This window comes from Staphylococcus petrasii, assembly GCF_002902565.1.
GTDB classification, from domain to species: domain Bacteria; phylum Bacillota; class Bacilli; order Staphylococcales; family Staphylococcaceae; genus Staphylococcus; species Staphylococcus petrasii.
Window position 1 is genome coordinate 1 of the sequence record NZ_PPRC01000052.1, and the last position, 24,229, is coordinate 24,229.

The window sequence follows — 24,229 nt, forward strand, 5'->3', positions numbered from 1 at the left end:
CTTATAATAGTGATTTCAAATAGAAAGAAAAGGTGGAATTAATGATGGGGAAAGTCATTTTGATAACAGGTGCAACTAGTGGTATTGGTTATAAAACAGCTGAATATTTAGCAGCACAAGGGAATATTGTTTATGGTGCTGGTCGTAGAATAGAAAATCTTGAAAGTATAAAACAAGTAAAACCTTTAAAATTAGATATAACAAATGAATCATCAATAAAAACAGCAATAGATACTGTCATCTCACAAGAAGGTCGAATTGATGTACTAGTAAATAATGCTGGTTATGGTTCATATGGTGCAATCGAAGATGTCACAATTGAAGAAGCAAAGCAACAATTTGAAGTAAATATATTTGGTTTAGCCCGTATCACACAACTAGTTTTACCACATATGAGAGCACAAAAATCAGGGCATATTATTAATATTTCATCTATGGGCGGGCGTCTTACAACATATTTTGGAGCTTGGTATCATGCGACTAAATATGCGCTAGAAGCTTTTAGTGATGCTTTACGTATGGAAGTAGAAGAGTTTGGCATAGAAGTATCTATTATTGAACCGGGTGGAATTAAAACAGATTGGGGAATAATCGCTGCTGATAAATTAGCTGATTCTGCAAAAGGTGGTGCTTATGAAGCTACTGCTATGAAGGTAGCTCAAAGCATGAAAAAGCAATATAATTCTAATTTGCTTTCAAATCCAATTGTAGTTACAAAGGCTATTTCAAAAGCCGTTAATAGTAATAAACCGAAACCGCGCTATCTAATAGGATTTGCAGCTAAGCCACTTGTGTTTTTACATGCTATACTGCCAACCAAAGTATTCGATAAAATTATGAAATCTTCAAATTCAATTTAAAGCACTACAGTATAATATTCTTATAAGAGGCTGGGACAATAATACAATGTCTCAGCCTCAATTAACATATTGGCAGTAGCTGACTGGTTTGAAATGCGCTTAATTCAAGCTTTTTCAAACCTAGTCATCCTTGCCGGGGATCGGGGCCCCAACACAGAGACTTTCGAAAAGAAAGTCTACAGCCAACGTGAGTTGGGGATCGGGGCCCCAGCATAGAGAATTTCGTTAAGAAATTCTACAAACAAAGCAAGCTGGGGATACGACGAAATTTATGTTAATTTCTGTCCCACTCCCACCTCGATAGTTTATTTAAGAAAAGTATTAAACTATGCTGAGGGTCTTATTTTTTATAGTATTTTAATATTCTACCAAGTATAAAGAATTGACACTTTTAATAGAAATGTTGATTGGTATAATAAATGTAAGTATAATCTGTATTTAATAAAACATGGAGGTTTCGCGATATGGGTGTTCATCAATATTTTAAAAGACTTTCTGATTTAGAGAAATTAATTCGATTACCAGGTAAATTTAAATATTTTGAACATAATGTAGCTGCGCATTCTTTTAAAGTCACTAAAATTGCACAATACTTAGCAACCGTTGAAGAGCATCACGGTAATACAATAGATTGGAAAAGTTTGTATGAGAAAGCGTTAAACCATGACTTTGCAGAAGTATTTACTGGAGATATTAAAACACCTGTTAAATATGCAAGAACAGAATTGAAGATGTTATTCTCACAAGTTGAAGAAGAAATGGTGAACACCTTTATTAATGAGGAAATTCCAGAAGCGTATCAAGATATTTATCGCAAACGACTTCAAGAAGGTAAAGATGACTCTTTAGAAGGACAGATTTTATCAGTCGCAGATAAAATTGATTTACTTTATGAAACATTTGGTGAAATTCAAAAACGTAATCCAGAATCTTTATTCTTTGAAATTTATGAAAATAGTTTAGAAACGATTATTCAGTTTGATCATTTAAGTTCAGTACAAGACTTTATCGATAACGTCATACCTGAAATGTTGACTGAGAACTTTATTCCAAGAGCTGAATTACGTGAAACAACGATGGCCATATTAAATCGTAGAAATGGGTGAAAGAAATGATTTGGTATGCTTTAGCCGCCTTTTTTCCATGTGTGTTAGTAGTATTATTTAGTGTGATTACGAGAAGTAAGTGGGTAGGCGTGCTTGTAACACTTATTTTAATTGCCACATCAATTTATAAAGGATTTTTCCATAATGAATGGATTATCTTTATAGATGTAGTGTCATTATTAGCTGGGTACGTCATAATAGACAAGTTAGAATTTCATAAACATCAAGATTGACACCTCATAAACAGATAAATTGAATTTAGTAATGAGTTGTTTTATATTAATTTTACATTTAAAAGAAATTGATACAGGATACAGGTAGATGGGACCTCTAGGTTAAAATGCTTTGACTCTAGGCTCATCTCTTTTTATATATTTGAATGATTGAGTAAGGAAGATACAAACGTAAGCGAACAAACGTTTGTATTTTTCTTTATATTTTTGCTAAAATAAGCTTAAGTAAGAATACTTTTCAAAGAATAGGAAATAACAGTAGTAAGCATAAATTGAGGAGGCGCTTGTAAGAATGGTGGAACACTATCCATTTAAATTGAATTCTGAGTTTGATCCGCAAGGGGACCAACCTCAAGCGATTGAAAAGATTGTCGAAGGCGTTAAAGAAGGTAAACGTCATCAAACATTACTCGGCGCTACCGGTACAGGTAAAACGTTCACCATGAGTAATGTAATTAAAGAAGTTGGGAAACCGACTTTAATTATTGCCCACAATAAAACGTTAGCGGGACAATTATACAGTGAGTTTAAAGAATTCTTCCCTGAGAATAGAGTGGAGTACTTCGTAAGTTATTATGACTATTATCAACCTGAAGCTTATGTGCCTTCTACGGATACTTTTATTGAAAAAGATGCATCGATTAATGATGAAATCGACCAATTACGTCACTCTGCTACAAGTGCACTATTTGAACGTGATGATGTCATTATTATCGCTAGTGTAAGTTGTATTTATGGTTTAGGTAATCCAGAAGAATATAAGGATTTAGTAGTGAGTGTACGTGTAGGAATGGAAATGGATCGTAGTGAATTGCTACGTAAATTAGTCGATGTACAATATTCTAGAAATGACATCGATTTCCAACGTGGTACGTTTAGAGTACGTGGAGACGTCGTTGAAATTTTCCCAGCGTCACGTGAAGAAATGTGTATACGCGTAGAATTCTTTGGCGATGAAATTGATCGTATTCGCGAAGTCAACTATCTAACAGGTGAAGTGATTCGTGAAAGAGAACACTTTGCTATTTTCCCAGCCTCTCACTTCGTTACGCGTGAAGAGAAAATGAAAATAGCTATCGAGCGTATTGAAAAAGAATTAGAAGAACGCTTAAAAGAATTAAGAGATGAAAATAAATTATTAGAAGCACAGCGTTTAGAACAACGTACAAACTATGACTTAGAAATGATGCGTGAAATGGGCTTTTGTTCAGGCATTGAGAACTACTCTGTTCATTTAACATTACGACCACCTGGTTCTACACCGTATACATTACTTGATTATTTCGGTGATGACTGGTTAGTGATGATTGATGAATCACACGTAACATTACCGCAAATTAGAGGAATGTTTAATGGTGACCAAGCACGTAAAAAAGTGCTAGTAGACCATGGTTTCCGTTTACCAAGCGCAATGGATAACCGTCCACTTAAATTCGAAGAGTTTGAACAAAAAACAAAACAATTAGTATATGTATCAGCCACACCGGGTCCATATGAAATTGAACATACGGATGAGATGGTTGAACAAATTATTCGTCCTACTGGCTTATTAGATCCTAAAATTGATGTACGTCCAACGAAAAATCAAATTGATGATTTATTAGGTGAAATTCAAGAAAGAATTGATAGAGATGAACGTGTATTAGTGACGACATTAACTAAGAAAATGAGTGAAGATTTAACCACATATATGAAAGAAGCGGGTATTAAAGTTAACTACTTACACTCAGAAATTAAAACGCTAGAGCGTATTGAAATCATTCGTGACTTACGTATGGGTACGTATGATGTTGTCGTAGGTATTAACTTGCTGAGAGAAGGTATCGATATACCTGAAGTATCACTTGTTGTTATTTTAGATGCCGATAAAGAAGGTTTCTTACGTTCTAACCGTTCATTAATTCAAACTATCGGTCGTGCTGCACGTAATGATAAAGGTGAAGTTATTATGTATGCCGACAAGATGACGGATTCAATGCAGTATGCGATTGATGAAACACAGCGTCGTCGTGAAATTCAAATGGCTCATAATGAAAAATATGGCATCACACCGAAAACAATTAACAAGAAAATTCATGATGTTATTAGTGCTACTGTGGAAAATGATGAAACTAATGAAAAACAACAAACAGAAGTACCTAAGAAAATGACTAAGAAAGAACGTCAAAAAACAATTGAAAATATAGAAAAAGAAATGAAAAAAGCAGCGAAAGACTTAGACTTCGAAAGAGCAACAGAATTGAGAGATATGTTATTTGAATTAAAAGCAGAAGGGTGACAGATAAATGAAGGGACCAAGTATCGTAGTTAAAGGTGCGAGAGCACATAATTTAAAAAATATTGATATTGAACTTCCTAAAAATAAATTAATTGTTATGACAGGATTATCTGGTTCAGGTAAATCATCACTTGCCTTTGATACGATTTATGCAGAAGGTCAACGTCGATATGTAGAATCTTTAAGTGCTTATGCACGCCAATTTTTAGGGCAAATGGATAAACCAGACGTAGATACAATCGAAGGTTTATCTCCTGCTATTTCGATTGACCAAAAAACGACAAGTAAGAACCCACGTTCAACTGTAGCAACTGTAACTGAAATTTATGATTATATTCGTTTACTTTATGCGCGTGTAGGTAAAGCTTACTGTCCTTATCACAATATTGAAATTGAATCACAAACTGTCCAACAAATGGTCGACCGCATTTTAGAACTTGAAGAACGCACTAAAATTCAAATTTTAGCGCCAGTGATTTCTCATAGAAAAGGTAGCCATGAGAAATTAATCGAAGATATTGGTAAAAAAGGTTATGTGCGTTTACGTGTTGATGGCGAAATCGTTGATGTGAATGAAGTGCCAGAATTAGATAAGAATAAGAATCACACAATTGAAGTTGTCGTAGACCGTTTAGTTGTAAAATCAGGTATTGAAGCACGTTTAGCTGATTCTATTGAAACAGGTTTAGAATTAGCGGAAGGCAATATTACTATAGATGTTATTGACGGTGAAGACCTTAAATTCTCTGAGAACCATGCTTGTCCAATTTGTGGCTTTTCAATAGGCGAATTAGAACCTAGAATGTTTAGTTTCAATAGTCCGTTTGGTGCTTGTCCAACGTGTGGTGGTTTAGGACAACGTTTAACAGTTGATGTCGACTTAGTCGTTCCTGACCAAAATAAAAGTTTAAACGAAGGTGCAATTGAACCTTGGGAACCAACAAGTTCTGACTTTTATCCAACATTATTAAAACGTGTTTGTGAAGTTTACAAAATTAATATGGATAAACCGTATAAGAAATTAACGGATAGACAAAAAGACATTATTATGAATGGTTCTGGCGACAAACAAATTGAATTTTCATTCCATAGCCGTAACGGTGGCACACGTCATAGAAAAATGAAATTTGAAGGTGTATTGCCTAACATTGATCGTCGTTATCACGAATCACCTTCAGAATACACACGTGAAGTCATGAGTAAATATATGACAGAATTACCATGTGAGACTTGTCACGGTAAACGTTTAAGTAAAGAAGCCTTATCAGTTTACGTAGGCGGTTATAACATTGGTGAAGTTGTAGAATACTCTATTAATAATGCTTTACAGTTCTATGAAAACATTGAGTTATCAGAACAAGACAGAGCGATAGCGAACCAAATTTTAAAAGAAATTATTTCTCGCTTATCATTCTTAAATAACGTTGGTTTAGAATATTTAACATTAAATCGTTCATCAGGTACATTATCAGGCGGGGAAGCGCAACGTATTCGTCTAGCTACCCAAATTGGTTCACGATTAACGGGTGTACTTTATGTGTTAGACGAACCTTCTATCGGCTTGCACCAACGCGATAATGATCGACTAATTGGTACTTTAAAAGAAATGCGTGATTTAGGTAATACGCTAATTGTTGTTGAGCATGATGACGATACTATGCGAGCAGCGGATTATCTTGTAGATGTTGGTCCAGGCGCAGGTAATCACGGTGGTGAGATTGTCTCAAGTGGTACGCCAGCCAAAGTTATGAAAGATAAGAAATCATTAACTGGCCAATATTTAAGTGGTAAAAAACGTATCGATGTACCTGAACATCGTCGCGAAGTTACTGATAGAAAAATTAGTATTAAAGGTGCACGCAGCAACAACTTAAAAGGTGTAGACGTAGATGTTCCTTTATCTGTGATGACTGTAGTGACAGGTGTTTCTGGCTCAGGTAAAAGTTCATTAGTAAATGAAGTGCTATATAAATCTTTAGCGCAAAAAATTAATAAATCTAAAGTAAGACCTGGCGAACACGATGCAATTGAAGGCATTGATCAATTAGATAAAATTATCGACATTGACCAATCTCCAATTGGTAGAACACCTCGTTCAAACCCAGCGACTTATACTGGCGTATTTGATGATATTCGCGATGTCTTTGCGCAAACAAACGAAGCTAAAATTCGTGGCTACCAAAAAGGTCGTTTCAGTTTCAACGTGAAAGGCGGCCGTTGTGAAGCTTGTAAAGGTGACGGTATTATCAAAATTGAAATGCACTTCTTACCAGATGTGTACGTGCCTTGCGAAGTGTGTGATGGCAAACGCTATAATCGTGAAACTCTAGAAGTCACATATAAAGGTAAAAATATTGCAGATGTATTAGAAATGACAGTAGAAGAAGTGACTTATTTCTTTGAAAATATTCCTAAAATACATCGCAAATTACAAACACTCGTTGATGTAGGTTTAGGCTACATCACATTAGGGCAACAAGCTACTACCCTTTCTGGTGGGGAAGCACAACGTGTGAAATTAGCATCAGAATTGCATAAACGTTCTACTGGCCGTTCAATTTATATCTTAGATGAACCAACAACTGGTTTACACGTAGATGATATTAGCAGATTATTGAAAGTGTTAAATCGACTTGTTGAAAATGGTGACACAGTAGTCATCATTGAACATAACTTAGATGTGATTAAAACAGCAGATCATATTATTGATTTAGGTCCTGAAGGCGGTGAAGGTGGCGGTACCATTGTAGCTACCGGTACACCTGAAGAAATTGCTGAAGTTGAAGCGTCTTACACTGGCAAATATTTGAAACCCGTGCTTGAACGCGATTCAGTTGAATAAATTTGCTATAGCGCTCTTCAAGTGCTGGAGTAAAAAATAAATATATATTAGTGGTCTTTCCTATATAAAATGATGGAAGTAAAGAGAAGAAATGATAGGTGATATTAGTTTCTTCGATGCTATAATAGCGCTTCTAAACTTTAAAATAGGGAAGACTTTTTATTTGTTTAGAACTTGGACAAACAAATTCATCTCTAAAGCGACATTTTTATATAAATAGTGACTTCATTTTTGATATGATAGTAGATGAATGAATTCAAGTGAAAATTTTGAGGTGAACTCATGTTAACGACAGAGAAATTAGTCAAAATATTAAATTTAGAACTGTTTACTGGGGAAAAAGGATTACATAAACACATTAAAAATACAGATATATCACGTCCTGGATTGGAAATGGCTGGATATTTTTCTCACTATGCGGCAGATAGAATCCAATTATTAGGAACAACTGAATTATCTTTCTATAATTTATTGCCAGATGAAGAACGACAAGGACGTATGCGCAAATTATGCCGTCCAGAAACACCGGCTATCATTGTGACAAGAGGATTAGAGCCGCCTCAAGAATTAATCGAAGCATCCCAAGAAATGGATACCCCGTTAATTGTTTCTAAAGATGCCACAACAAGTTTGATGAGTCGTTTAACTACGTTCCTTGAACATGAGCTAGCACAAAGCACATCATTGCACGGGGTATTAGTCGATGTATATGGTGTAGGTGTGTTAATCACTGGAGATTCTGGTATCGGTAAAAGTGAAACAGCGTTAGAGTTAGTGAAACGTGGACACCGCTTAGTAGCCGATGATAATGTTGAAATTCGCCAAATTACTAAAGGTGAACTAATCGGTACACCACCGAAACTAATTGAACATTTGCTTGAAATTCGAGGCCTAGGTATTATCAACGTTATGACATTGTTTGGCGCAGGATCTATTTTGACGGAAAAGCAAATTCGCTTAAATATTAATTTGGAAAATTGGAACAAAGATAAATTATACGATCGCGTTGGTCTAAACGAAGAAACATTAAAAATTCTTGATACGGAAATTACTAAAAAAACCGTGCCAGTACGTCCGGGCAGAAACGTAGCCGTAATCATAGAAGTGGCAGCTATGAACTACCGCTTAAATATTATGGGTATCAATACTGCGGAAGAATTCAACCAACGCTTAAATGAAGAAATTTTAAGAAAAGGTAATCAAAGCAAGGAGAAGTAAGACATGATGTTTAATTTGAATTATATTGATCCAACTGCTTTTAACTTAGGACCTTTATCTATTAAATGGTATGGGATAATTATCGCCGTAGGTATTCTTATCGGCTATTTTATCGCCCAAGAAAGTTTGAAACATGTTGGTTTACATAAAGATACATTAGTCGATGTCATTTTCTATAGTGCTATCTTTGGCTTTTTAGTTGCACGTATTTATTTTGTGATTTTCCAATGGCCTTATTATATGGAGAATCCTGCAGAAATACCTAAGATTTGGCACGGTGGTATTGCGATACATGGTGGTTTAATAGGTGGATTTATTACCGGAATAATTGTATGTAAGATAAAGAATTTAAATCCCTTTCAAATTGGAGATATCGTAGCACCAAGTATTATCTTAGCGCAAGGCATCGGACGTTGGGGTAATTTCATGAACCATGAAGCGCATGGTGGACCTGTTTCTAGAACATTTTTAGAACATTTACATATACCTGAATTTATTATTCGAAATATGTATATTGAAGGTGTTTATTATCATCCAACATTCTTATATGAATCTATCTGGGATGTCCTCGGATTTATTATTTTAATGACAATTAGAAAGCATCTTCGCGTAGGGGAAACATTCGCGCTTTATTTAATTTGGTATTCAATTGGCCGTTTCTTTGTAGAAGGCTTAAGAACAGACAGTTTAATGTTAACGAGTCATATACGTGTCGCTCAATTAGTATCTGTTATCTTAATCATTGTAGGACTTATCTTAATCGTTTATAGACGTTTGAAATATAACCCTCCAATTTATAAAGAAGCAGGACCATTAAGTTGGCCTAATAATAAGGCGAAGGCGAAATAATGCGACGTTTAACCAAGATAACAAGACAGGCGGTAAATCCATTATGGCGTATTTACCGCTTTGTCAGTTTTCCAAAGACCTTTAGAAACACGTTAATCATTGAGTTATGTCGCTACATACCCAACTTAAAGTTGAAACGATGGATGTATATTCATTTTTTGAAAATGAAGATCGGCAAACAGACCGCAATTGCCTACAAAGTAATGATGGATATTTTTCACCCTCAATTAATATCGATTGGCAATAATTGTGTAATTGGTTATAATACTACAATATTAACGCATGAAGTATTAGTAGAAGAATATCGTTATGGGCCAGTAACGATTGGGCATAACACTTTAATAGGCGCTAATACTACTATTTTGCCTGGTATTAATATCGGACATAATGTAATAGTGAAAGCCGGCACTATCGTGTCTAAAGACATTCCAGATAACGCGATTGCATATGGAAATCCAATGCACATACAATATAAATAGAAAGAGAGGTGACAAAGTATGGCACAAAAGAACAATAACGTAATATCAATGGTATTTGATGAAGACTTCTATCGTAAAATGGCAGATCAAAAATTTAAGCAACAAGACTATAAAAAAGCAGCGGAGTACTATAAAAAAGTGCTTGATTTGTCACCAGATGATTTTGATATTCAATTAAACTATACGCATTGTCTTACTAAATTGAATTTAGGTAGACAAGCTGAAAAGCTTTTTTACGAGAATATTATTAAAAGAGATCATGTAGAAGAAAGTTATTATCAATTAAGTGAATTAAACATTGAACTTAATGAGCCAAACAAGGCCTTCTTGTTTGGTATTAATTATGTGATTTTGACTGAAGATAAAGATTATAGAGCAGAATTAGAAAAAACATTCGAAGTCTCTTATATTAGTGAAGAAAAAATAGAATTAGAAGCACAGTTATTTGCGACACAATTGTTATTCCAATATTTATTTTCACAAGGGCGCTTAGAAGAAGCACGCGCATACATTTTGCAACAAGATAAAGGGATTCAAGAACATCGTGTCGTGCGTAATTTATTAGCGATGTGCTATTTGTACTTAAGTGAATACGAAACGGCAAAAGAATTATTTGAAACATTATTAAGTGAAGATAATTCAGATGTACACGCCTTATGTCACTATACGTTGTTACTTTATAACACTAATGAAACTGAGAAATACCAAAAGTATCTCAAGATTTTAAGCAAAGTTGTCCCAATGAACGATGATGAAAGTTTTAAATTAGGCATCGTCTTAAGTTATTTAAAACAATATGAAGCGTCACAACAACTCTTATTACCACTGTATAAAAAGGGTAAGTTCGCTTCAATTCAAATGTTTAATGCTTTAAGCTTTAACTATTATTACCTTGGAAATAAAGAACAAAGTGAATTATTCTGGGACAAGTTATTACAGATTTCTAAAGTAGACGTAGGTTACGCACCATGGGTAATAGAAGAAAGTAAACAAATATTTGATCAAAAAATTGAGCCACTATTAATGGACGATAATAGCCATTATAGATTATATGGTGTCTTCTTATTAAATCAGTTAAATGGTAAGGAAATTCTTATGACTGAAGAAATTTGGTCAGTCTTAGAAACAATGAATGATTATGAAAAACTGTACTTAACTTATTTAGTACAAGGACTTCATTTGAATAAATTAGATTTTATTCACCGTGGGTTACTCAAACTTTACAATAATAAAGAGTTACGCCAAGACACAGAGCTATTTATAAGCTGGATTGATAAAGGCGAAGGATTAATTGCGAATGAAGTAGATTTAAGTGACGTAGATAGATACGTGGCAGCGCATGTCTACCTTTATCATCGATACTATGACACCCATATGACTAAAAAAGAAATAATAGAATTATTTAACACTTCAAAATACAAGTTAGATAGCGCGATTAATCAGTTATTGAGCATATAAATTTAAGAAATGACTATTATAATATATAATGCGCATGATAATAAAAACGTAGGAGGCATAAAAATGACTGAAGTAAACTATGATGTTGCGATTATCGGTGCTGGACCCGCTGGTATGACTGCAGCTGTTTATGCATCACGTGCAAACTTAAGCACTGTTATGATTGAAAGAGGAATGCCAGGTGGCCAAATGGCTAACACAGAAGAAGTAGAAAACTTCCCAGGATTTGAAATGATTACTGGACCAGATTTATCAACTAAAATGTTCGAACATGCGAAAAAATTTGGTGCTGAATACCAATACGGCGATATTAAATCTATTGAAGATAAAGGTGACTACAAAGTCATTAATTTAGGTAACAAAGAAATCACAGCTCATGCCGTTATTATTTCAACTGGTGCAGAATATAAAAAAATTGGCGTACCTGGTGAACAAGAGCTAGGCGGCCGTGGCGTAAGTTACTGTGCAGTATGTGATGGCGCATTCTTTAAAAACAAAAACTTATTCGTAATCGGTGGCGGTGACTCTGCAGTTGAAGAAGGTGCGTTCTTAACTAAATTCGCAGATAAAGTTACAATTGTACACCGTAGAGACGAATTAAGAGCTCAAAAAATATTACAAGATCGCGCATTCAAAAATGATAAAATCGACTTCATTTGGAGCCATACATTAAAATCAATTAACGAAAAAGATGGTAAAGTAGGTTCTGTTACACTAGTATCTACTAAAGATGCCTCAGAACAAACATTAGATGCTGACGGTGTATTTATCTATATCGGAATGAAACCATTAACTGCACCATTCAATAACTTAGGTATCACAAATGACATGGGTTATATCGTTACTAAAGATGATATGACAACATCTGTTCCTGGTATTTTTGCAGCTGGAGACGTTAGAGACAAAGGTCTACGTCAAATTGTAACTGCGACAGGCGATGGTAGTATTGCAGCTCAAAGTGCAATCGACTACATTGAAGAATTAAAAGATAAAGCAGAAGCGTAAGCATAGATTCAAGCTAGAATAATGTCTCAATGAACTATTCATTAATGGCATTCTTCTAGCTTTTTTATTTGAAAATGAAACCCCAAAAACAAAACTATCTCGTTAGTTACGTTCCCTTAAACATATGATATTATGAAAGTAAATAGATACTTATGCATACATATTAGACATAAATATAGACTAACTGAGCGGTGTTCATAATGATAAATCAAACAGACAATGAAACAAGTGAAAAAATTAGCAAAAGTGAATTATTAGTAGTAACCGGATTATCAGGCGCAGGTAAATCTGTAGTCATTCAATGTTTAGAAGATATAGGGTTCTTCTGTGTAGACAATTTACCACCTATTTTATTGCCAAAATTTGTAGAATTAATGGAACAAGGGAATCCATCATTACAAAAAGTAGCGATAGCCATTGATTTACGTGGTAAAGAATTATTTACGTCATTAGTAGAAGAAATTGATGCAATTAAAAGTCGCAACGACGTCATCGTTGATGTAATGTTTTTAGAAGCGGATACTGAAAAACTCATTTCTAGATATAAAGAATCTCGTCGTGCCCACCCATTAAATGAAAATGGACAAATGTCACTCATCGATTCTATTCTTGAAGAAAGACAACTGCTTTCTAGAATTCGTACTTTTGCAAATTACATTGTAGATACAACCAACTTATCAGTTAAAGAATTAAAAGAGAGAGTTAAAAAGAAATTTAAGGATGAAAACTTTAAGTCATTTAGTATCAATGTGACAAGCTTTGGTTTTAAACATGGTATTCAAATGGATGCTGACTTAGTATTTGATGTGCGATTTTTACCTAACCCATATTATGTAGAAGACTTGAGACCGATGACAGGGGAAGACGAAGCTGTTTACAATTATGTTATGAAGTGGAAAGAGACAGAAATCTTTTTTGAAAAGCTAATGGACTTACTAAAATTCATGATTCCAGGGTATAAAAAAGAAGGAAAAGCTCAGTTAGTCATTGCGATAGGTTGTACAGGCGGACAACATCGTTCAGTAGCGCTAGCTAAGCGTATTGGTCAAGAACTTGACGAAATCTTTGATTATAATGTTTATGTTCATCACAGAGATGCACATATTGAAAGTGGCGTGAAAAAATGAAACAGTTAAAAGTCGTACTTATAGGTGGGGGGACAGGCCTATCAGTATTAGCTAGAGGATTAAGAGAATATCCCATTGATATCACAGCTATTGTTACGGTAGCCGATGATGGGGGGAGCACGGGGAAGATTCGTAATGAAATGGATATCCCTGCGCCAGGAGATATTCGCAATGTAATTGCAGCACTTAGTGATGCAGAACCTATATTAGAAGAACTATTCCAATATCGCTTTGAAGAACATCAAATTGAGGGGCATTCACTTGGGAACCTTTTATTAGCTGCACTCACTAATATTAAAAATGACTTTGGTCATGCGGTAAAAGAATTAAGTAAAATCTTAAATATTAAAGGGAAGGTTATTCCATCTACAAATACTAATGTCATGTTAAATGCCGTTTTAGAAGATGGAGAAATCGTAAAAGGGGAATCTAAAATTCCTCAAAAAAATAAAAAAATTGAGCGTGTATACTTAGAACCGCCAAACGTTGAACCTATGGAAGAAGCAATAGACGCTCTTGCTGAAGCGGATTTAATTGTGCTAGGGCCAGGCTCTCTCTACACTAGTGTCATCTCTAACTTATGTGTTAAAGGGATGTCAGACGCTATTTTGAGTTCGAAAGCGCCTAAACTCTATATTGCTAATATCATGACACAACCGGGAGAAACTAATAATTATGATGTTTTAGATCATATCAACGCTATTCACGATCATGCTGGTAGGCAGTTCATTGATTATGTGATTTGTAGCGATGAGAAATATGATGAACAAATTTTAAAACATTATAAAAATCGTCATGCCCAACCAGTAGCTATGAACGAGGATGATTTAACTAAGAATAATATTAAGATTATTACCTCGTCTAACTTAGTAGAGGTGTATGATCAGAATTTGGTGCGTCATAATACTAAAGTACTCGCTAAATTAATCTATGACTTAGCACTTGAATTAACAAGTACAATTCAATTTAAACCTAAGAAATAGTATACCGTTTTTACACTTTGAAAATTATGATACAATAGAGAGCATGTGTTTATAAATAATTAATTACGATAACTTAATGAATTTTGGAATGTTAATTACATATATTTATGATATTGATTAGAAAGGAAGGTAAACTAGGCGATGAGTTTTGCATCAGATATGAAAAATGAACTAACACGTATAGAAGTAGATGAAAGCAACGCTAAAGCGGAACTTAGCGCATTAATCCGTATGAACGGTGCCCTCAGTCTATCTAATCAACAATTTGTAATTAATGTTCAAACTGAAAATGCGACAACCGCACGTCGTATTTACTCATTAATTAAACGAATATTTAATGTTGAAATTGAAATATTAGTACGTAAGAAGATGAAATTAAAGAAAAATAATATTTATATTTGTCGTACTAAAGTAAGAGCTAGAGAAATTCTTGATGAACTTGGAATATTAAAAAATGGTATCTTTGTACATGATATTGACGCAAGTATGATTAAAGATGATGAAATGCGTAGAAGTTATTTACGTGGCGCGTTTTTAGCAGGTGGCTCTGTAAATAATCCAGAAACTTCTTCGTATCATCTAGAAATATTTTCCCAATATGAGAACCATTCCGAAGGGTTAACCAAGCTAATGAACAGTTATGGTTTAAATGCTAAACACTTAGAACGTAAAAAGGGAAGTATAGCTTACTTAAAAGAAGCGGAAAAAATCTCTGAATTTCTTAGCTTAATAGGGGGCTATCAAGCACTATTAAAATTTGAAGATGTGCGCATAGTTAGAGATATGAGAAACTCAGTAAATCGCTTAGTAAACTGTGAAACCGCTAATTTAAATAAAACGGTAAGTGCAGCGATGAAACAAGTACAAAGCATCCAACTTATCGATGAAGAAATTGGCATTGAAAACCTTCCAGATCGCTTAAGAGAAATTGCTAAATTACGTGTAGAACATCAAGAAATTTCATTAAAAGAACTAGGGGAAATGGTCTCAACAGGACCTATTTCGAAATCAGGCGTCAACCATCGCTTGAGAAAATTAAACGAACTAGCTGATAAAATACGTAGCGGCGAGAAAATAGAATTATAAATGTGAAACAAGGTATTTTTGAAGATTACTCAAAAATACCTTTTTTATATAGGATAATGTTGCAGTATTTGTAAACTTTAGGTAGCAAAATTTATTCATAAATAATCTGTTGGATTTGTCCATGAGAGTAGAAATCACACCATAAGGGGATTTCGAAATCATGCTTTTTTTAAGTAGGGAAAATGGTTTAAAAATATAATCAAAGATAACGTACTACATCAAAATATTTATATAAATGCATTTAAATTATAAAAAATTGTGGAATATACTATATTAGCCCCCCCGAAAGGAATCGAACCTTTATTATAAGAACCGGAATCTTATGTGCTATCCATTACACTACGGGGAGAGAATATTAAAAGCCGAATTTCTGTACTATTTGTGATTTTAAAAGTACAATCTGTATGTATGTTTATAGTACAAAAAATTAAAAAAATGCGTCAATAGTTAATTTTTGACCATATTTGACTTTTGTTGTAAAATGAGTACAACAGTTAATTACAAGGAGGAAATATAAATGAATTTAATTCCTACAGTTATTGAAACAACAAATCGTGGCGAACGTGCTTACGATATTTATTCACGTTTATTAAAAGACCGTATCATCATGTTAGGTTCAGCAATTGATGATAACGTAGCAAACTCAATTGTATCACAATTATTATTCTTACAAGCTCAAGACTCTGAAAAAGATATTTATCTATATATTAACTCTCCAGGCGGTAGCGTGACTGCTGGATTTGCGATTTATGATACTATCCAACACATCAAACCAGATGTACAAACAATTTGTATTGGTATGGCTGCTTCAATGGGTTCATTCTTATTAGCTGCTGGTGCAAAAGGTAAACGTTTCGCATTACCTAACGCTGAAGTAATGATTCACCAACCATTAGGTGGTGCTCAAGGTCAAGCAACTGAAATCGAAATCGCTGCTAACCATATCTTAAAAACTCGTGAAAAATTAAACAGAATTTTAGCTGAACGTACTGGTCAAAGTATTGAAAAAATCCAAAAAGATACTGATCGTGATAACTTCTTAACAGCTGATGAAGCTAAAGAATATGGTTTAATTGATGGTGTAATGCAACCTGAAGATCAAAATAAATAAGTTGAATTAATATTTAAGAGGGAACGCCGTAACTGGCGCTCCCTCTTTTTTTATGCTTATCTAGAATTTTTTGACGCTTTTAAAAATAATCTAACTGATACAACTAGTAAAAGTATACCTATGATTAAGAAAAATATAGACATTATGATAATCGCTATATTATTTTCAAAAGCAAATATACCATTCAAAATAAGAAATATGCTTGCAATAATAAGCAAAATATAGGTTAACTTGTTGTCATTCATGGTATCAAACTCCTATGTTTACTTGCCAATTAAATCTTCAAGAGCTACCTTCAGATTAGGATATTTAAAATCAAAATCTAACGCATCAAGTTTATTTGGTAGGACTTTTTGCGTGTCTAATACAACTGTAGACATTTGTCCTAAAGCTGCTCTCATGGCTAAGGCTGGAACCCATGTTTCATGTGGTCGATGCATAACGCGACCAAGCGTATAACCAAATAAGTTTTGACGTTCAGGCATTGGTGCTGCCATATTGAAAGGTCCTTTAGCAGTTGGTTCATTGATCGTGAATAAAATAGCTCGAACTAAGTCATCAATATGAATCCAAGAATACCATTGACGGCCAGAGCCTAATTTACCGCCTACATAGAATTTATATGGCAATTTCATCATTGGAAGAGAGCCACCTTCGTCAGATAGAATCATACTAAATCTACCTAACACAACACGAGTACCGAACTCTTCAAATTTTTTAGCAATACGTTCCCATTGATATACTACATCTGATAAGAAATCGAATGGAAGCGTATGGTATTGCTCAGTATATGTGTGATGTAAGCTTGGAGGATAATAGCCCATAGCACTTGCATTAAATAATACTTCAGGCTTTTTAGAACGATTTTTAAATAAATCAACTAAAGCTTGTGTGGATTGGATACGGCTAATCATAATTGTCTGTTTATATGACTCAGTCCATCGTTTGTTTAATGATGCACCTGCAAGGTTGATGACCACATCAATGTCTGGAACTTGTTCTTCCCAGCCATCTTTCGACCAATTTATATATGAAATTTTAGGCTCATCACTTTCTTTATCACTACGCGTTAAAATAGTGATATGCGCATCTTGCTTTTTAATTTCTTCAACTAAGTGGTTGCCTACCATTCCTGTGCCACCGGTAATAAGATATTGTTTCATGTTTACACCTCGTTTAAATAATTTTTTGATTCTAATAACACACTATTTTGTTCAAATAATGTCCAATGATTAGTCAATAATATGTCATTTCCTAAGCTGTAAACCTGATTATTTCTTGAAAAATTTAAGATATAATAAAGGAGAACCTTCGCATACTATTAACATCTTTCAATTACTATTAGTATACCCATAATTAGCGAAGGTCAATTTTGACTCCCTTTAGTAATGACCCATACGTTAATCGTATGGGTTTATTGTATATCTATTATAGTACTAATAAAAAATTTTTAAGAACAATATGATTAAAAGAATAAAAATAATTGATAATAGTAAAAAATCAAAGGAAGATGTTTTATCCTCATCATAATGGTCATTATTTATCATCATCGATTTAAGTTTAGTCTTACTTGTAGTGCTATTATCAAAGCCTTCTTCTGAAAAGTTTTCATGCATCCTTATCACGCTCTCAAATTTAGAATTAGATAACTTATTTAAATTTAGTGTTTGTAAGTACTTATGATGTTATCATATATAAGAGATTATATATGATATTTATTTTGCAACCTAATTCTTTCAATGTGATTTTTTTAGGTAATTGCTGTAAAATTATATGCTACATTCATAGAAATGTACCACTATGTTTAAATGTGGAAAATCATATAACTTGGAAAAATAAAAATTAAGATGACGGAGGCAGACAATTAAAAATGAGTAGTATTTCAAAAATTATCAGTACAATTGTCATTTTACTTTTACTCATAGGACTAGGTTTTGCTATTTTTTCATTTGTAGACAATTCAAAACGTGGAAATGAACGTTTAAGTAATCAAAGTACAGAAAAGCATAAAGATAGTGATAAAAAAGATGATAAGAAAGATAAAAAAGATAAAGATAGTGACAAAAAAGATAAATCTAAAGATAAGTCAGATAGTGAAAAAGGAACTCGATCAAAAGAAGATAATTCAGCACAAAACGATGAACAGTACAATGCAGATGTCGTTGATCAAGGCAATGTAGGAACACGACAAGCACCTAAAACGCAAGAAACACAACAAGCTACACCATCTTCACAACAAAACACGCAACAAATACCACGTACGAGAGAAACAAGGAATGAAACTAATACTAAACAACAAAAATCAACTCAGAACACTACACAAAATAAACAAACAGACACTCAAGAACAACCAACACAGGAACGAGAGGAGAACGATAATAACTCTTCTCAATCTAATACTACACATTCTGGTTCAGCCTCAAATAATAATAACAACAATAATGATGCAGCAACTAGCCAGTCATCTCCTAGAACAAATCAAACACCAAGTGCTAACAGAACACAAGAAGCGAATACACAAGAAGCTTCAACGCAACAACAAGCTACTCAACAAAGATCAACTCAACAGTCGGTACAACGTAGTACTACACAATCTCAAAATCAGAGCCAACAATCACAGTCATCAAATGGAAACGATAATGATTAAATGTGTTAAAGAAACGCCCTTCAACGTAAAAAGTTGGAGGGCGTTTTTGTATGAGAATTCACTATTAATACAAATTAGCATGTATATGCACTTTTAACTAGAACATCCAATTAAGTAAAAAAGTTAATATGATTGAAAGAATTACAGAAATAAAAATAGAAGAAAGACAACCAAAAGGACAGCCACAACCATATCGATAATGGATAGATGAAGAGTTTTCAAAATTATCTCTTTCATTTCTAAAATAATTATTATCTTTATATCTACGATCAGATGGGTCAATGACCTCAACTTTATCCCGTTCTTCTTGACTCATGTTTAGCCCTCCTCATATATTTACTTTATTTTAAACTAAAAATATTGCAAAAATAAAATAAAAACAATTCGCATAACAAATTAAAAGGAAGGGTAATATTTTAAAATAAGAAGATTTTGACACCTAAATATGAATAAAAAATGTACCAATTATACTCTTTCGGAATAATTTTACAGATAATTTAAAATATTAGAGTTTTTCTCTTGCAATTTCATAACTACAATAGTACTATTGCAAGTGTAAAGAGGTTAGATTTTGTCCCAGGCGGGACGCAAAAAGTCAAACCAGTTTTTTATGCTATTGGTTACCTTTGATAAATAAAGGAGGAAGGTAGTAGTGAAAGACTTGATTAAAATTCAACAAAAGCTGATACCTGATTTAATAGATAAAATGTATCGACGCTTTTCTATCTTAACTACTATCTCAAATAATCAGCCAGTAGGTAGACGAAGTTTAAGTGAGCATATGGATATTACAGAGCGTGTTTTAAGATCTGAAACAGATATGTTAAAAAAGCAAGATCTTATTCAAGTTAAATCAACAGGTATGGAGATTACAGACGAAGGCACTGAAGTCTTAAACCAACTCAATGATTACTTCAATGTATATAGTGATGATAATCAACTCGCTTCACAAATTAAAACGACATACAACATCAAAGAAGTTCATGTCGTACCTGGAGATGCTGATAATCACGAGAATGTAAAAGCTGAAATGGGCCGACAAGCTGGTCAGTTATTGGAAAGTATATTGTATGAAGATGCAATTGTATCAGTAACAGGCGGATCTACAATGGCTAATGTAAGTCGAGCGATGCACTTATTACCATTCAATGTGTTCTTTGTCCCAGCTCGAGGTGGTCTTGGTGAGAATGTTATTTATCAAGCCAACACAATTTCAGCAAGTATGGCTCAACAAACTGGTGGTTATTACACGACACTGTATGTACCTGATAATGTGAGTGAATCAACTTATAACACATTATTGATGGAACCTTCTGTCGTACATACATTAGATAAAATCAAGCAAGCAAATATAACAATTCACGGTATTGGTGATGCGCTGAAGATGGCGCATCGTAGACAATCGTCTGATGAGGTGATTGAAAGCCTTCAACATCACCAAGCCGTTGCTGAAGCTTTCGGTTACTATTTTGACGCTCAAGGTAAGGTTGTTTATAAAGTTAAAACAATCGGTTTACAACTTGAGGATTTAGAAACGAAAGAATTTATATTCGCTGTTGCTGGGGGTAAATCCAAAGGCGAAGCAATTAAAGCTTACCTAAGTATTGCTCCTAAAAACACAGTATTGATTACTGATGAAGCAGCAGCAAAAGTAATATTAAATAAGTAATAAAAAGTTAATAACTTTTTAAATATCATTTTAAAGGAGGCCATTATAATGGCAGTAAAAGTAGCAATTAATGGTTTTGGTAGAATTGGTCGTTTAGCATTCAGAAGAATTCAAGATGTAGAAGGAATTGAAGTAGTAGCAGTAAACGACTTAACTGATGACGAAATGTTAGCTCATTTATTAAAATATGACACTATGCAAGGTCGCTTCACTAGTGAAGTTGAAGTTATCGATGGTGGTTTCCGTGTAAATGGTAAAGAAGTTAAATCTTACGAAGAACCAGATGCAAGCAAATTACCTTGGGGCGATTTAGATATCGACGTAGTATTAGAATGTACTGGTTTCTATACTGATAAAGAAAAAGCAGAAGCTCACATCAATGCAGGAGCTAAAAAAGTATTAATTTCTGCACCAGCTAAAGGTGACGTTAAAACAATCGTATTCAACACTAACCACAAAGACTTAGATGGTTCTGAAACAGTAGTATCAGGTGCTTCATGTACTACTAACTCATTAGCACCAGTTGCTAAAGTATTAAGCGATGAATTCGGTATCGTTGAAGGTTTAATGACAACTATCCACGCTTACACTGGTGACCAAATGACTCAAGACGGTCCTCACAAAAAAGGTGACAAACGTCGTGCTCGTGCAGCAGCTCAAAACATCGTACCTAACTCAACAGGTGCAGCTAAAGCTATCGGTAAAGTAATTCCTGAAATCGATGGTAAATTAGACGGTGGTGCACAACGTGTACCTGTAGCAACTGGTTCATTAACTGAAGTAACAGTTGTATTAGAAAAAGACGTTACAGTTGAAGACGTTAACAATGCAATGAAAAACGCTTCAAACGAATCATTCGGTTACACTGAAGACGAAATCGTTTCTTCAGACGTAGTTGGTATGACTTACGGTTCATTATTCGATGCTACACAAACTCGTGTAATGTCAGTTGGTGACCGTCAATTAGTTAAAGTTGCAGCTTGGTATGACAACGAAATGTCTTACACTGCTCAATTAGTACGTACTTTAGAATATTTAGCAGAATTATCTAAATAATTTAGAAGCCTAGTTAAATGAAACTTGTGCTCAGTACAACTGTCTTTTTAACAATACACTTGTACAAATTATAGAAATAAGTTAGCTTATGAGTAAGCGGGGAGCACTAACGCTTCTCCGCTTATTTTTATATCAATAATTCCTATTAGAGGAGGAAATTATAATGGCAAAAAAAATTGTTTCTGATTTAGATTTAAAAGGAAAAGTTGTTCTTGAACGTGCTGATTTTAATGTACCTTTAAAAGACGGTAAAATCACTAACGATAACCGTATTGTTCAAGCATTACCTACAATTAAGTACATCATTGAACAAGGTGGCAAATTAGTATTATTTTCTCACTTAGGAAAAGTAAAAGAAGAAAGTGATAAAGAAGGTTTAACTTTAAAACCTGTTGCAGATGCTTTATCTGAAAAATTAGGTAAAGAAGTCACTTTCGTACCTGAAACTCGTGGTGAAAAATTAGAATCTGCTATTAAAAATTTAAATGAAGGCGATGTATTATTAGTTGAAAATACTCGTTTCGAAGATTTAGATGGCAAAAAAGAATCTAAAAATGACCCTGAATTAGGTAAATATTGGGCTTCATTAGGTGATGTATTTGTAAATGATGCATTCGGTACAGCTCACCGTGAACACGCATCAAACGTAGGTATTTCTACGCATTTAGAAACTGCTGCTGGATACTTAATGGAAAAAGAAATTAAATTTATTGGTGGCGTAGTTAATGACCCACATAAACCTGTAGTTGCTATTTTAGGTGGCGCTAAAGTTTCTGATAAAATCGGCGTAATTAAAAACTTAGTAAATATCGCTGATAAAATCCTTATCGGTGGCGGTATGGCGTATACTTTCTTAAAAGCTCAAGGTAAAGAAATCGGTTTATCTTTATTAGAAGAAGATAAAATTGATTTCGCTAAAGAGTTATTAGAAAATAACGGCGATCAAATCGTATTACCTGTAGATGCTAAAGTAGCTAAAGAATTCTCTAATGACGCTAAGATTACTGAAGTATCAAGTGATGAAATTCCTGCAGACCAAGAAGCAATGGATATTGGTCCTAAAACAGTTGAATTATTCGCTAAAGAATTAGAAGGCGCTCACACAGTAGTATGGAATGGACCAATGGGTGTATTCGAATTCAGTAACTTCGCTCAAGGTACAATCGGCGTATGTAAAGCTATCGCTAACTTAAAAGACGCTACTACTATTATTGGTGGCGGTGACTCAGCTGCTGCTGCAATTTCATTAGGCTTTGAAGATGACTTTACTCACATCTCTACTGGTGGCGGTGCGTCATTAGAATACCTTGAAGGTAAAGAATTACCAGGTATTAAAGCAATTAATGATAAATAATTAAATCTTTGAAAATGAATTACGTTTTTGTATTCATTTTCAAGGGAAAAAATATTATAGCTAAAATAAACATTCAAAAAACAATTAATATATAGGAGTGTAATCAATGAGAAAACCAATCATAGCTGGTAACTGGAAAATGAATAAAACAGTTCAAGAAGCTAAAGACTTTGTAAATAATCTACCTGCATTACCTGATGAAAAAGAAGTTGAATCAGTAATTTGCGCACCAACAATTCAATTAGATGCATTAATTTCTCTAGTGAACGATGGTAAAGCAAAAGGATTAAAAATTGGTGCTCAAAACACTTATTTTGAAGATAATGGTGCATTCACAGGAGAAACTTCTCCAGTAGCATTAGCTGACTTAGGTGTTAAATATGTTGTCATTGGACACTCAGAACGTCGTGAATTATTCCACGAAACTGATGAAGATGTTAACAAAAAAGCACACGCTGTTTTCAATCACGGTATGACACCAATTATTTGTGTTGGTGAAACTGATGAAGAACGTGAAAACGGTAAAGCAAATGACGTTGTTAGCAACCAAGTTAAAAAAGCTGTAGAAGGTTTATCTGATGATCAACTTAAAGAAGTTATTATCGCTTATGAACCAATCTGGGCTATCGGTACTGGTAAATCTGCTACATCTGAAGATGCTAACGAAATGTGTGCACAAGTACGTAAAACAGTTGCAGAAGTTGCAAGCCAAGACGTTGCAGATGCAACACGTATTCAATACGGTGGTAGTGTGAAACCTAACAACGTTAAAGAATACATGGCTCAATCTGATATTGATGGTGCATTAGTTGGTGGCGCATCATTAAAAGTTGAAGATTTTGTACAATTGTTAGAAGGTGCTAAATAA

Annotated in this window: 22 protein-coding genes and 1 tRNA gene; 19 read left to right on the top strand and 4 right to left on the bottom strand. The window is 34.0% G+C overall.

Features of this window, described 5'->3' with window-relative positions; genetic code table 11:
• Nucleotides 1-41: 41 nt before the first annotated feature.
• The 13 genes from CD127_RS08490 (at nucleotide 42) to whiA (ending at nucleotide 15,524) form a co-directional block, all read left to right on the top strand.
• Entirely contained in the window at nucleotides 42-860 is an 819-nt protein-coding gene (locus CD127_RS08490) for an oxidoreductase (protein WP_167409909.1), read from the top strand.
• A gap of 464 nt (nucleotides 861-1,324) precedes the next feature.
• Complete coding sequence (locus CD127_RS08495; protein WP_103298326.1) at nucleotides 1,325-1,966, top strand: YfbR-like 5'-deoxynucleotidase; 642 nt, start codon at nucleotides 1,325-1,327, stop codon at nucleotides 1,964-1,966.
• Nucleotides 1,967-1,971: 5 nt separating this feature from the next.
• Nucleotides 1,972-2,199, top strand: a complete 228-nt coding sequence (locus CD127_RS08500) for a CsbA family protein (RefSeq protein ID WP_103298325.1) — start codon at nucleotides 1,972-1,974, stop codon at nucleotides 2,197-2,199.
• A gap of 292 nt (nucleotides 2,200-2,491) precedes the next feature.
• A complete protein-coding gene (uvrB, locus tag CD127_RS08505) occupies nucleotides 2,492-4,477 on the top strand; it encodes an excinuclease ABC subunit UvrB (RefSeq protein WP_103298324.1) in 1,986 nt (661 codons plus the stop codon).
• A 7-nt stretch (nucleotides 4,478-4,484) separates the two neighbouring features.
• Nucleotides 4,485-7,319, top strand: a complete 2,835-nt coding sequence (uvrA, locus tag CD127_RS08510; protein WP_103366405.1) for an excinuclease ABC subunit UvrA — start codon at nucleotides 4,485-4,487, stop codon at nucleotides 7,317-7,319.
• A gap of 282 nt (nucleotides 7,320-7,601) precedes the next feature.
• The gene (gene hprK, locus CD127_RS08515) at nucleotides 7,602-8,537 is read left to right on the top strand and encodes an HPr(Ser) kinase/phosphatase (RefSeq protein WP_103298322.1); all 936 of its coding nucleotides are present in this window, start codon (nucleotides 7,602-7,604) and stop codon (nucleotides 8,535-8,537) included.
• A gap of 3 nt (nucleotides 8,538-8,540) precedes the next feature.
• On the top strand, nucleotides 8,541-9,386 hold the full coding sequence (gene lgt / locus CD127_RS08520) for a prolipoprotein diacylglyceryl transferase (RefSeq protein WP_103366406.1): 846 nt from the start codon (nucleotides 8,541-8,543) through the stop codon (nucleotides 9,384-9,386).
• Nucleotides 9,386-9,865: an acyltransferase gene (locus tag CD127_RS08525; protein ID WP_103366407.1), complete on the top strand. Its 480-nt coding sequence runs from the start codon at nucleotides 9,386-9,388 to the stop codon at nucleotides 9,863-9,865. Before lgt ends, CD127_RS08525 begins: the two co-directional genes overlap by 1 nt.
• Before the next feature lie 18 nt (nucleotides 9,866-9,883).
• Nucleotides 9,884-11,323 (top strand): tetratricopeptide repeat protein, encoded by a 1,440-nt coding sequence (locus CD127_RS08530; RefSeq protein ID WP_103366408.1) that lies wholly within the window; start codon nucleotides 9,884-9,886, stop codon nucleotides 11,321-11,323.
• 63 nt (nucleotides 11,324-11,386) lie between these two features.
• Nucleotides 11,387-12,328 (top strand): thioredoxin-disulfide reductase, encoded by a 942-nt coding sequence (gene trxB / locus CD127_RS08535; RefSeq protein WP_103298318.1) that lies wholly within the window; start codon nucleotides 11,387-11,389, stop codon nucleotides 12,326-12,328.
• Nucleotides 12,329-12,528: 200 nt separating this feature from the next.
• Nucleotides 12,529-13,455 (top strand): RNase adapter RapZ, encoded by a 927-nt coding sequence (rapZ, locus tag CD127_RS08540; protein ID WP_103298317.1) that lies wholly within the window; start codon nucleotides 12,529-12,531, stop codon nucleotides 13,453-13,455.
• Nucleotides 13,452-14,438 (top strand): gluconeogenesis factor YvcK family protein, encoded by a 987-nt coding sequence (locus CD127_RS08545; RefSeq protein WP_103366409.1) that lies wholly within the window; start codon nucleotides 13,452-13,454, stop codon nucleotides 14,436-14,438. The genes rapZ and CD127_RS08545 overlap by 4 nt, the downstream gene beginning before the upstream one ends.
• A 141-nt stretch (nucleotides 14,439-14,579) precedes the next feature.
• A complete protein-coding gene (gene whiA / locus CD127_RS08550) occupies nucleotides 14,580-15,524 on the top strand; it encodes a DNA-binding protein WhiA (RefSeq protein ID WP_103298315.1) in 945 nt (314 codons plus the stop codon).
• Nucleotides 15,525-15,801: 277 nt separating this feature from the next.
• On the opposite strand, the gene CD127_RS08555 is transcribed toward whiA, so the two are convergent.
• Nucleotides 15,802-15,873: transfer RNA gene (locus CD127_RS08555), tRNA-Arg, on the bottom strand.
• A 168-nt stretch (nucleotides 15,874-16,041) separates the two neighbouring features.
• Between CD127_RS08555 and clpP the strand changes: the two genes are divergently transcribed.
• Nucleotides 16,042-16,635, top strand: coding sequence for an ATP-dependent Clp endopeptidase proteolytic subunit ClpP (gene clpP / locus CD127_RS08560; protein WP_103299170.1), 594 nt, complete (start codon nucleotides 16,042-16,044; stop codon nucleotides 16,633-16,635).
• A 56-nt stretch (nucleotides 16,636-16,691) separates the two neighbouring features.
• On the opposite strand, the gene CD127_RS12840 is transcribed toward clpP, so the two are convergent.
• Together CD127_RS12840 and CD127_RS08570 are read right to left on the bottom strand one after the other, a co-directional pair.
• Nucleotides 16,692-16,880: a hypothetical protein gene (locus CD127_RS12840; protein ID WP_103299169.1), complete on the bottom strand. Its 189-nt coding sequence runs from the start codon at nucleotides 16,878-16,880 to the stop codon at nucleotides 16,692-16,694.
• Nucleotides 16,881-16,898: 18 nt separating this feature from the next.
• Nucleotides 16,899-17,798, bottom strand: coding sequence for a TIGR01777 family oxidoreductase (locus tag CD127_RS08570; RefSeq protein WP_103366410.1), 900 nt, complete (start codon nucleotides 17,796-17,798; stop codon nucleotides 16,899-16,901).
• 707 nt (nucleotides 17,799-18,505) lie between these two features.
• Here CD127_RS08570 and CD127_RS08580 point away from each other — a divergent pair.
• Nucleotides 18,506-19,282, top strand: a complete 777-nt coding sequence (locus CD127_RS08580; protein ID WP_115345443.1) for a DUF4887 domain-containing protein — start codon at nucleotides 18,506-18,508, stop codon at nucleotides 19,280-19,282.
• Nucleotides 19,283-19,379: 97 nt separating this feature from the next.
• Here the strand turns inward: CD127_RS08580 and CD127_RS08585 are convergent, their stop codons facing one another.
• The gene (locus tag CD127_RS08585; RefSeq protein WP_103366412.1) at nucleotides 19,380-19,598 is read right to left on the bottom strand and encodes a hypothetical protein; all 219 of its coding nucleotides are present in this window, start codon (nucleotides 19,596-19,598) and stop codon (nucleotides 19,380-19,382) included.
• A 336-nt stretch (nucleotides 19,599-19,934) separates the two neighbouring features.
• Between CD127_RS08585 and CD127_RS08590 the strand changes: the two genes are divergently transcribed.
• From CD127_RS08590 to tpiA, 4 genes are all read left to right on the top strand, one after another.
• Complete coding sequence (locus CD127_RS08590) at nucleotides 19,935-20,951, top strand: sugar-binding transcriptional regulator (RefSeq protein WP_103297437.1); 1,017 nt, start codon at nucleotides 19,935-19,937, stop codon at nucleotides 20,949-20,951.
• Between the two features lie 48 nt (nucleotides 20,952-20,999).
• The gene (gene gap / locus CD127_RS08595) at nucleotides 21,000-22,007 is read left to right on the top strand and encodes a type I glyceraldehyde-3-phosphate dehydrogenase (RefSeq protein WP_103366413.1); all 1,008 of its coding nucleotides are present in this window, start codon (nucleotides 21,000-21,002) and stop codon (nucleotides 22,005-22,007) included.
• Between the two features lie 163 nt (nucleotides 22,008-22,170).
• The gene (locus CD127_RS08600) at nucleotides 22,171-23,361 is read left to right on the top strand and encodes a phosphoglycerate kinase (RefSeq protein ID WP_103328118.1); all 1,191 of its coding nucleotides are present in this window, start codon (nucleotides 22,171-22,173) and stop codon (nucleotides 23,359-23,361) included.
• A gap of 106 nt (nucleotides 23,362-23,467) precedes the next feature.
• A complete protein-coding gene (gene tpiA / locus CD127_RS08605; RefSeq protein ID WP_103366414.1) occupies nucleotides 23,468-24,229 on the top strand; it encodes a triose-phosphate isomerase in 762 nt (253 codons plus the stop codon).

Bases quoted from the DNA above. Each gene is read 5' to 3' on its own strand.
- CD127_RS08490 (WP_167409909.1), top strand. From the start codon at position 42: ATGATGGGGAAAGTCATTTTGATAACAGGTGCAACTAGTGGTATTGGT.
- CD127_RS08495 (WP_103298326.1), top strand. From the start codon at position 1,325: ATGGGTGTTCATCAATATTTTAAAAGACTTTCTGATTTAGAGAAATTA.
- CD127_RS08500 (WP_103298325.1), top strand. From the start codon at position 1,972: ATGATTTGGTATGCTTTAGCCGCCTTTTTTCCATGTGTGTTAGTAGTA.
- uvrB (WP_103298324.1), top strand. From the start codon at position 2,492: ATGGTGGAACACTATCCATTTAAATTGAATTCTGAGTTTGATCCGCAA.
- uvrA (WP_103366405.1), top strand. From the start codon at position 4,485: ATGAAGGGACCAAGTATCGTAGTTAAAGGTGCGAGAGCACATAATTTA.
- hprK (WP_103298322.1), top strand. From the start codon at position 7,602: ATGTTAACGACAGAGAAATTAGTCAAAATATTAAATTTAGAACTGTTT.
- lgt (WP_103366406.1), top strand. From the start codon at position 8,541: ATGATGTTTAATTTGAATTATATTGATCCAACTGCTTTTAACTTAGGA.
- CD127_RS08525 (WP_103366407.1), top strand. From the start codon at position 9,386: ATGCGACGTTTAACCAAGATAACAAGACAGGCGGTAAATCCATTATGG.
- CD127_RS08530 (WP_103366408.1), top strand. From the start codon at position 9,884: ATGGCACAAAAGAACAATAACGTAATATCAATGGTATTTGATGAAGAC.
- trxB (WP_103298318.1), top strand. From the start codon at position 11,387: ATGACTGAAGTAAACTATGATGTTGCGATTATCGGTGCTGGACCCGCT.
- rapZ (WP_103298317.1), top strand. From the start codon at position 12,529: ATGATAAATCAAACAGACAATGAAACAAGTGAAAAAATTAGCAAAAGT.
- CD127_RS08545 (WP_103366409.1), top strand. From the start codon at position 13,452: ATGAAACAGTTAAAAGTCGTACTTATAGGTGGGGGGACAGGCCTATCA.
- whiA (WP_103298315.1), top strand. From the start codon at position 14,580: ATGAGTTTTGCATCAGATATGAAAAATGAACTAACACGTATAGAAGTA.
- clpP (WP_103299170.1), top strand. From the start codon at position 16,042: ATGAATTTAATTCCTACAGTTATTGAAACAACAAATCGTGGCGAACGT.
- CD127_RS12840 (WP_103299169.1), bottom strand. From the start codon at position 16,880: ATGAATGACAACAAGTTAACCTATATTTTGCTTATTATTGCAAGCATA.
- CD127_RS08570 (WP_103366410.1), bottom strand. From the start codon at position 17,798: ATGAAACAATATCTTATTACCGGTGGCACAGGAATGGTAGGCAACCAC.
- CD127_RS08580 (WP_115345443.1), top strand. From the start codon at position 18,506: ATGAGTAGTATTTCAAAAATTATCAGTACAATTGTCATTTTACTTTTA.
- CD127_RS08585 (WP_103366412.1), bottom strand. From the start codon at position 19,598: ATGAGTCAAGAAGAACGGGATAAAGTTGAGGTCATTGACCCATCTGAT.
- gap (WP_103366413.1), top strand. From the start codon at position 21,000: ATGGCAGTAAAAGTAGCAATTAATGGTTTTGGTAGAATTGGTCGTTTA.
- CD127_RS08600 (WP_103328118.1), top strand. From the start codon at position 22,171: ATGGCAAAAAAAATTGTTTCTGATTTAGATTTAAAAGGAAAAGTTGTT.
- tpiA (WP_103366414.1), top strand. From the start codon at position 23,468: ATGAGAAAACCAATCATAGCTGGTAACTGGAAAATGAATAAAACAGTT.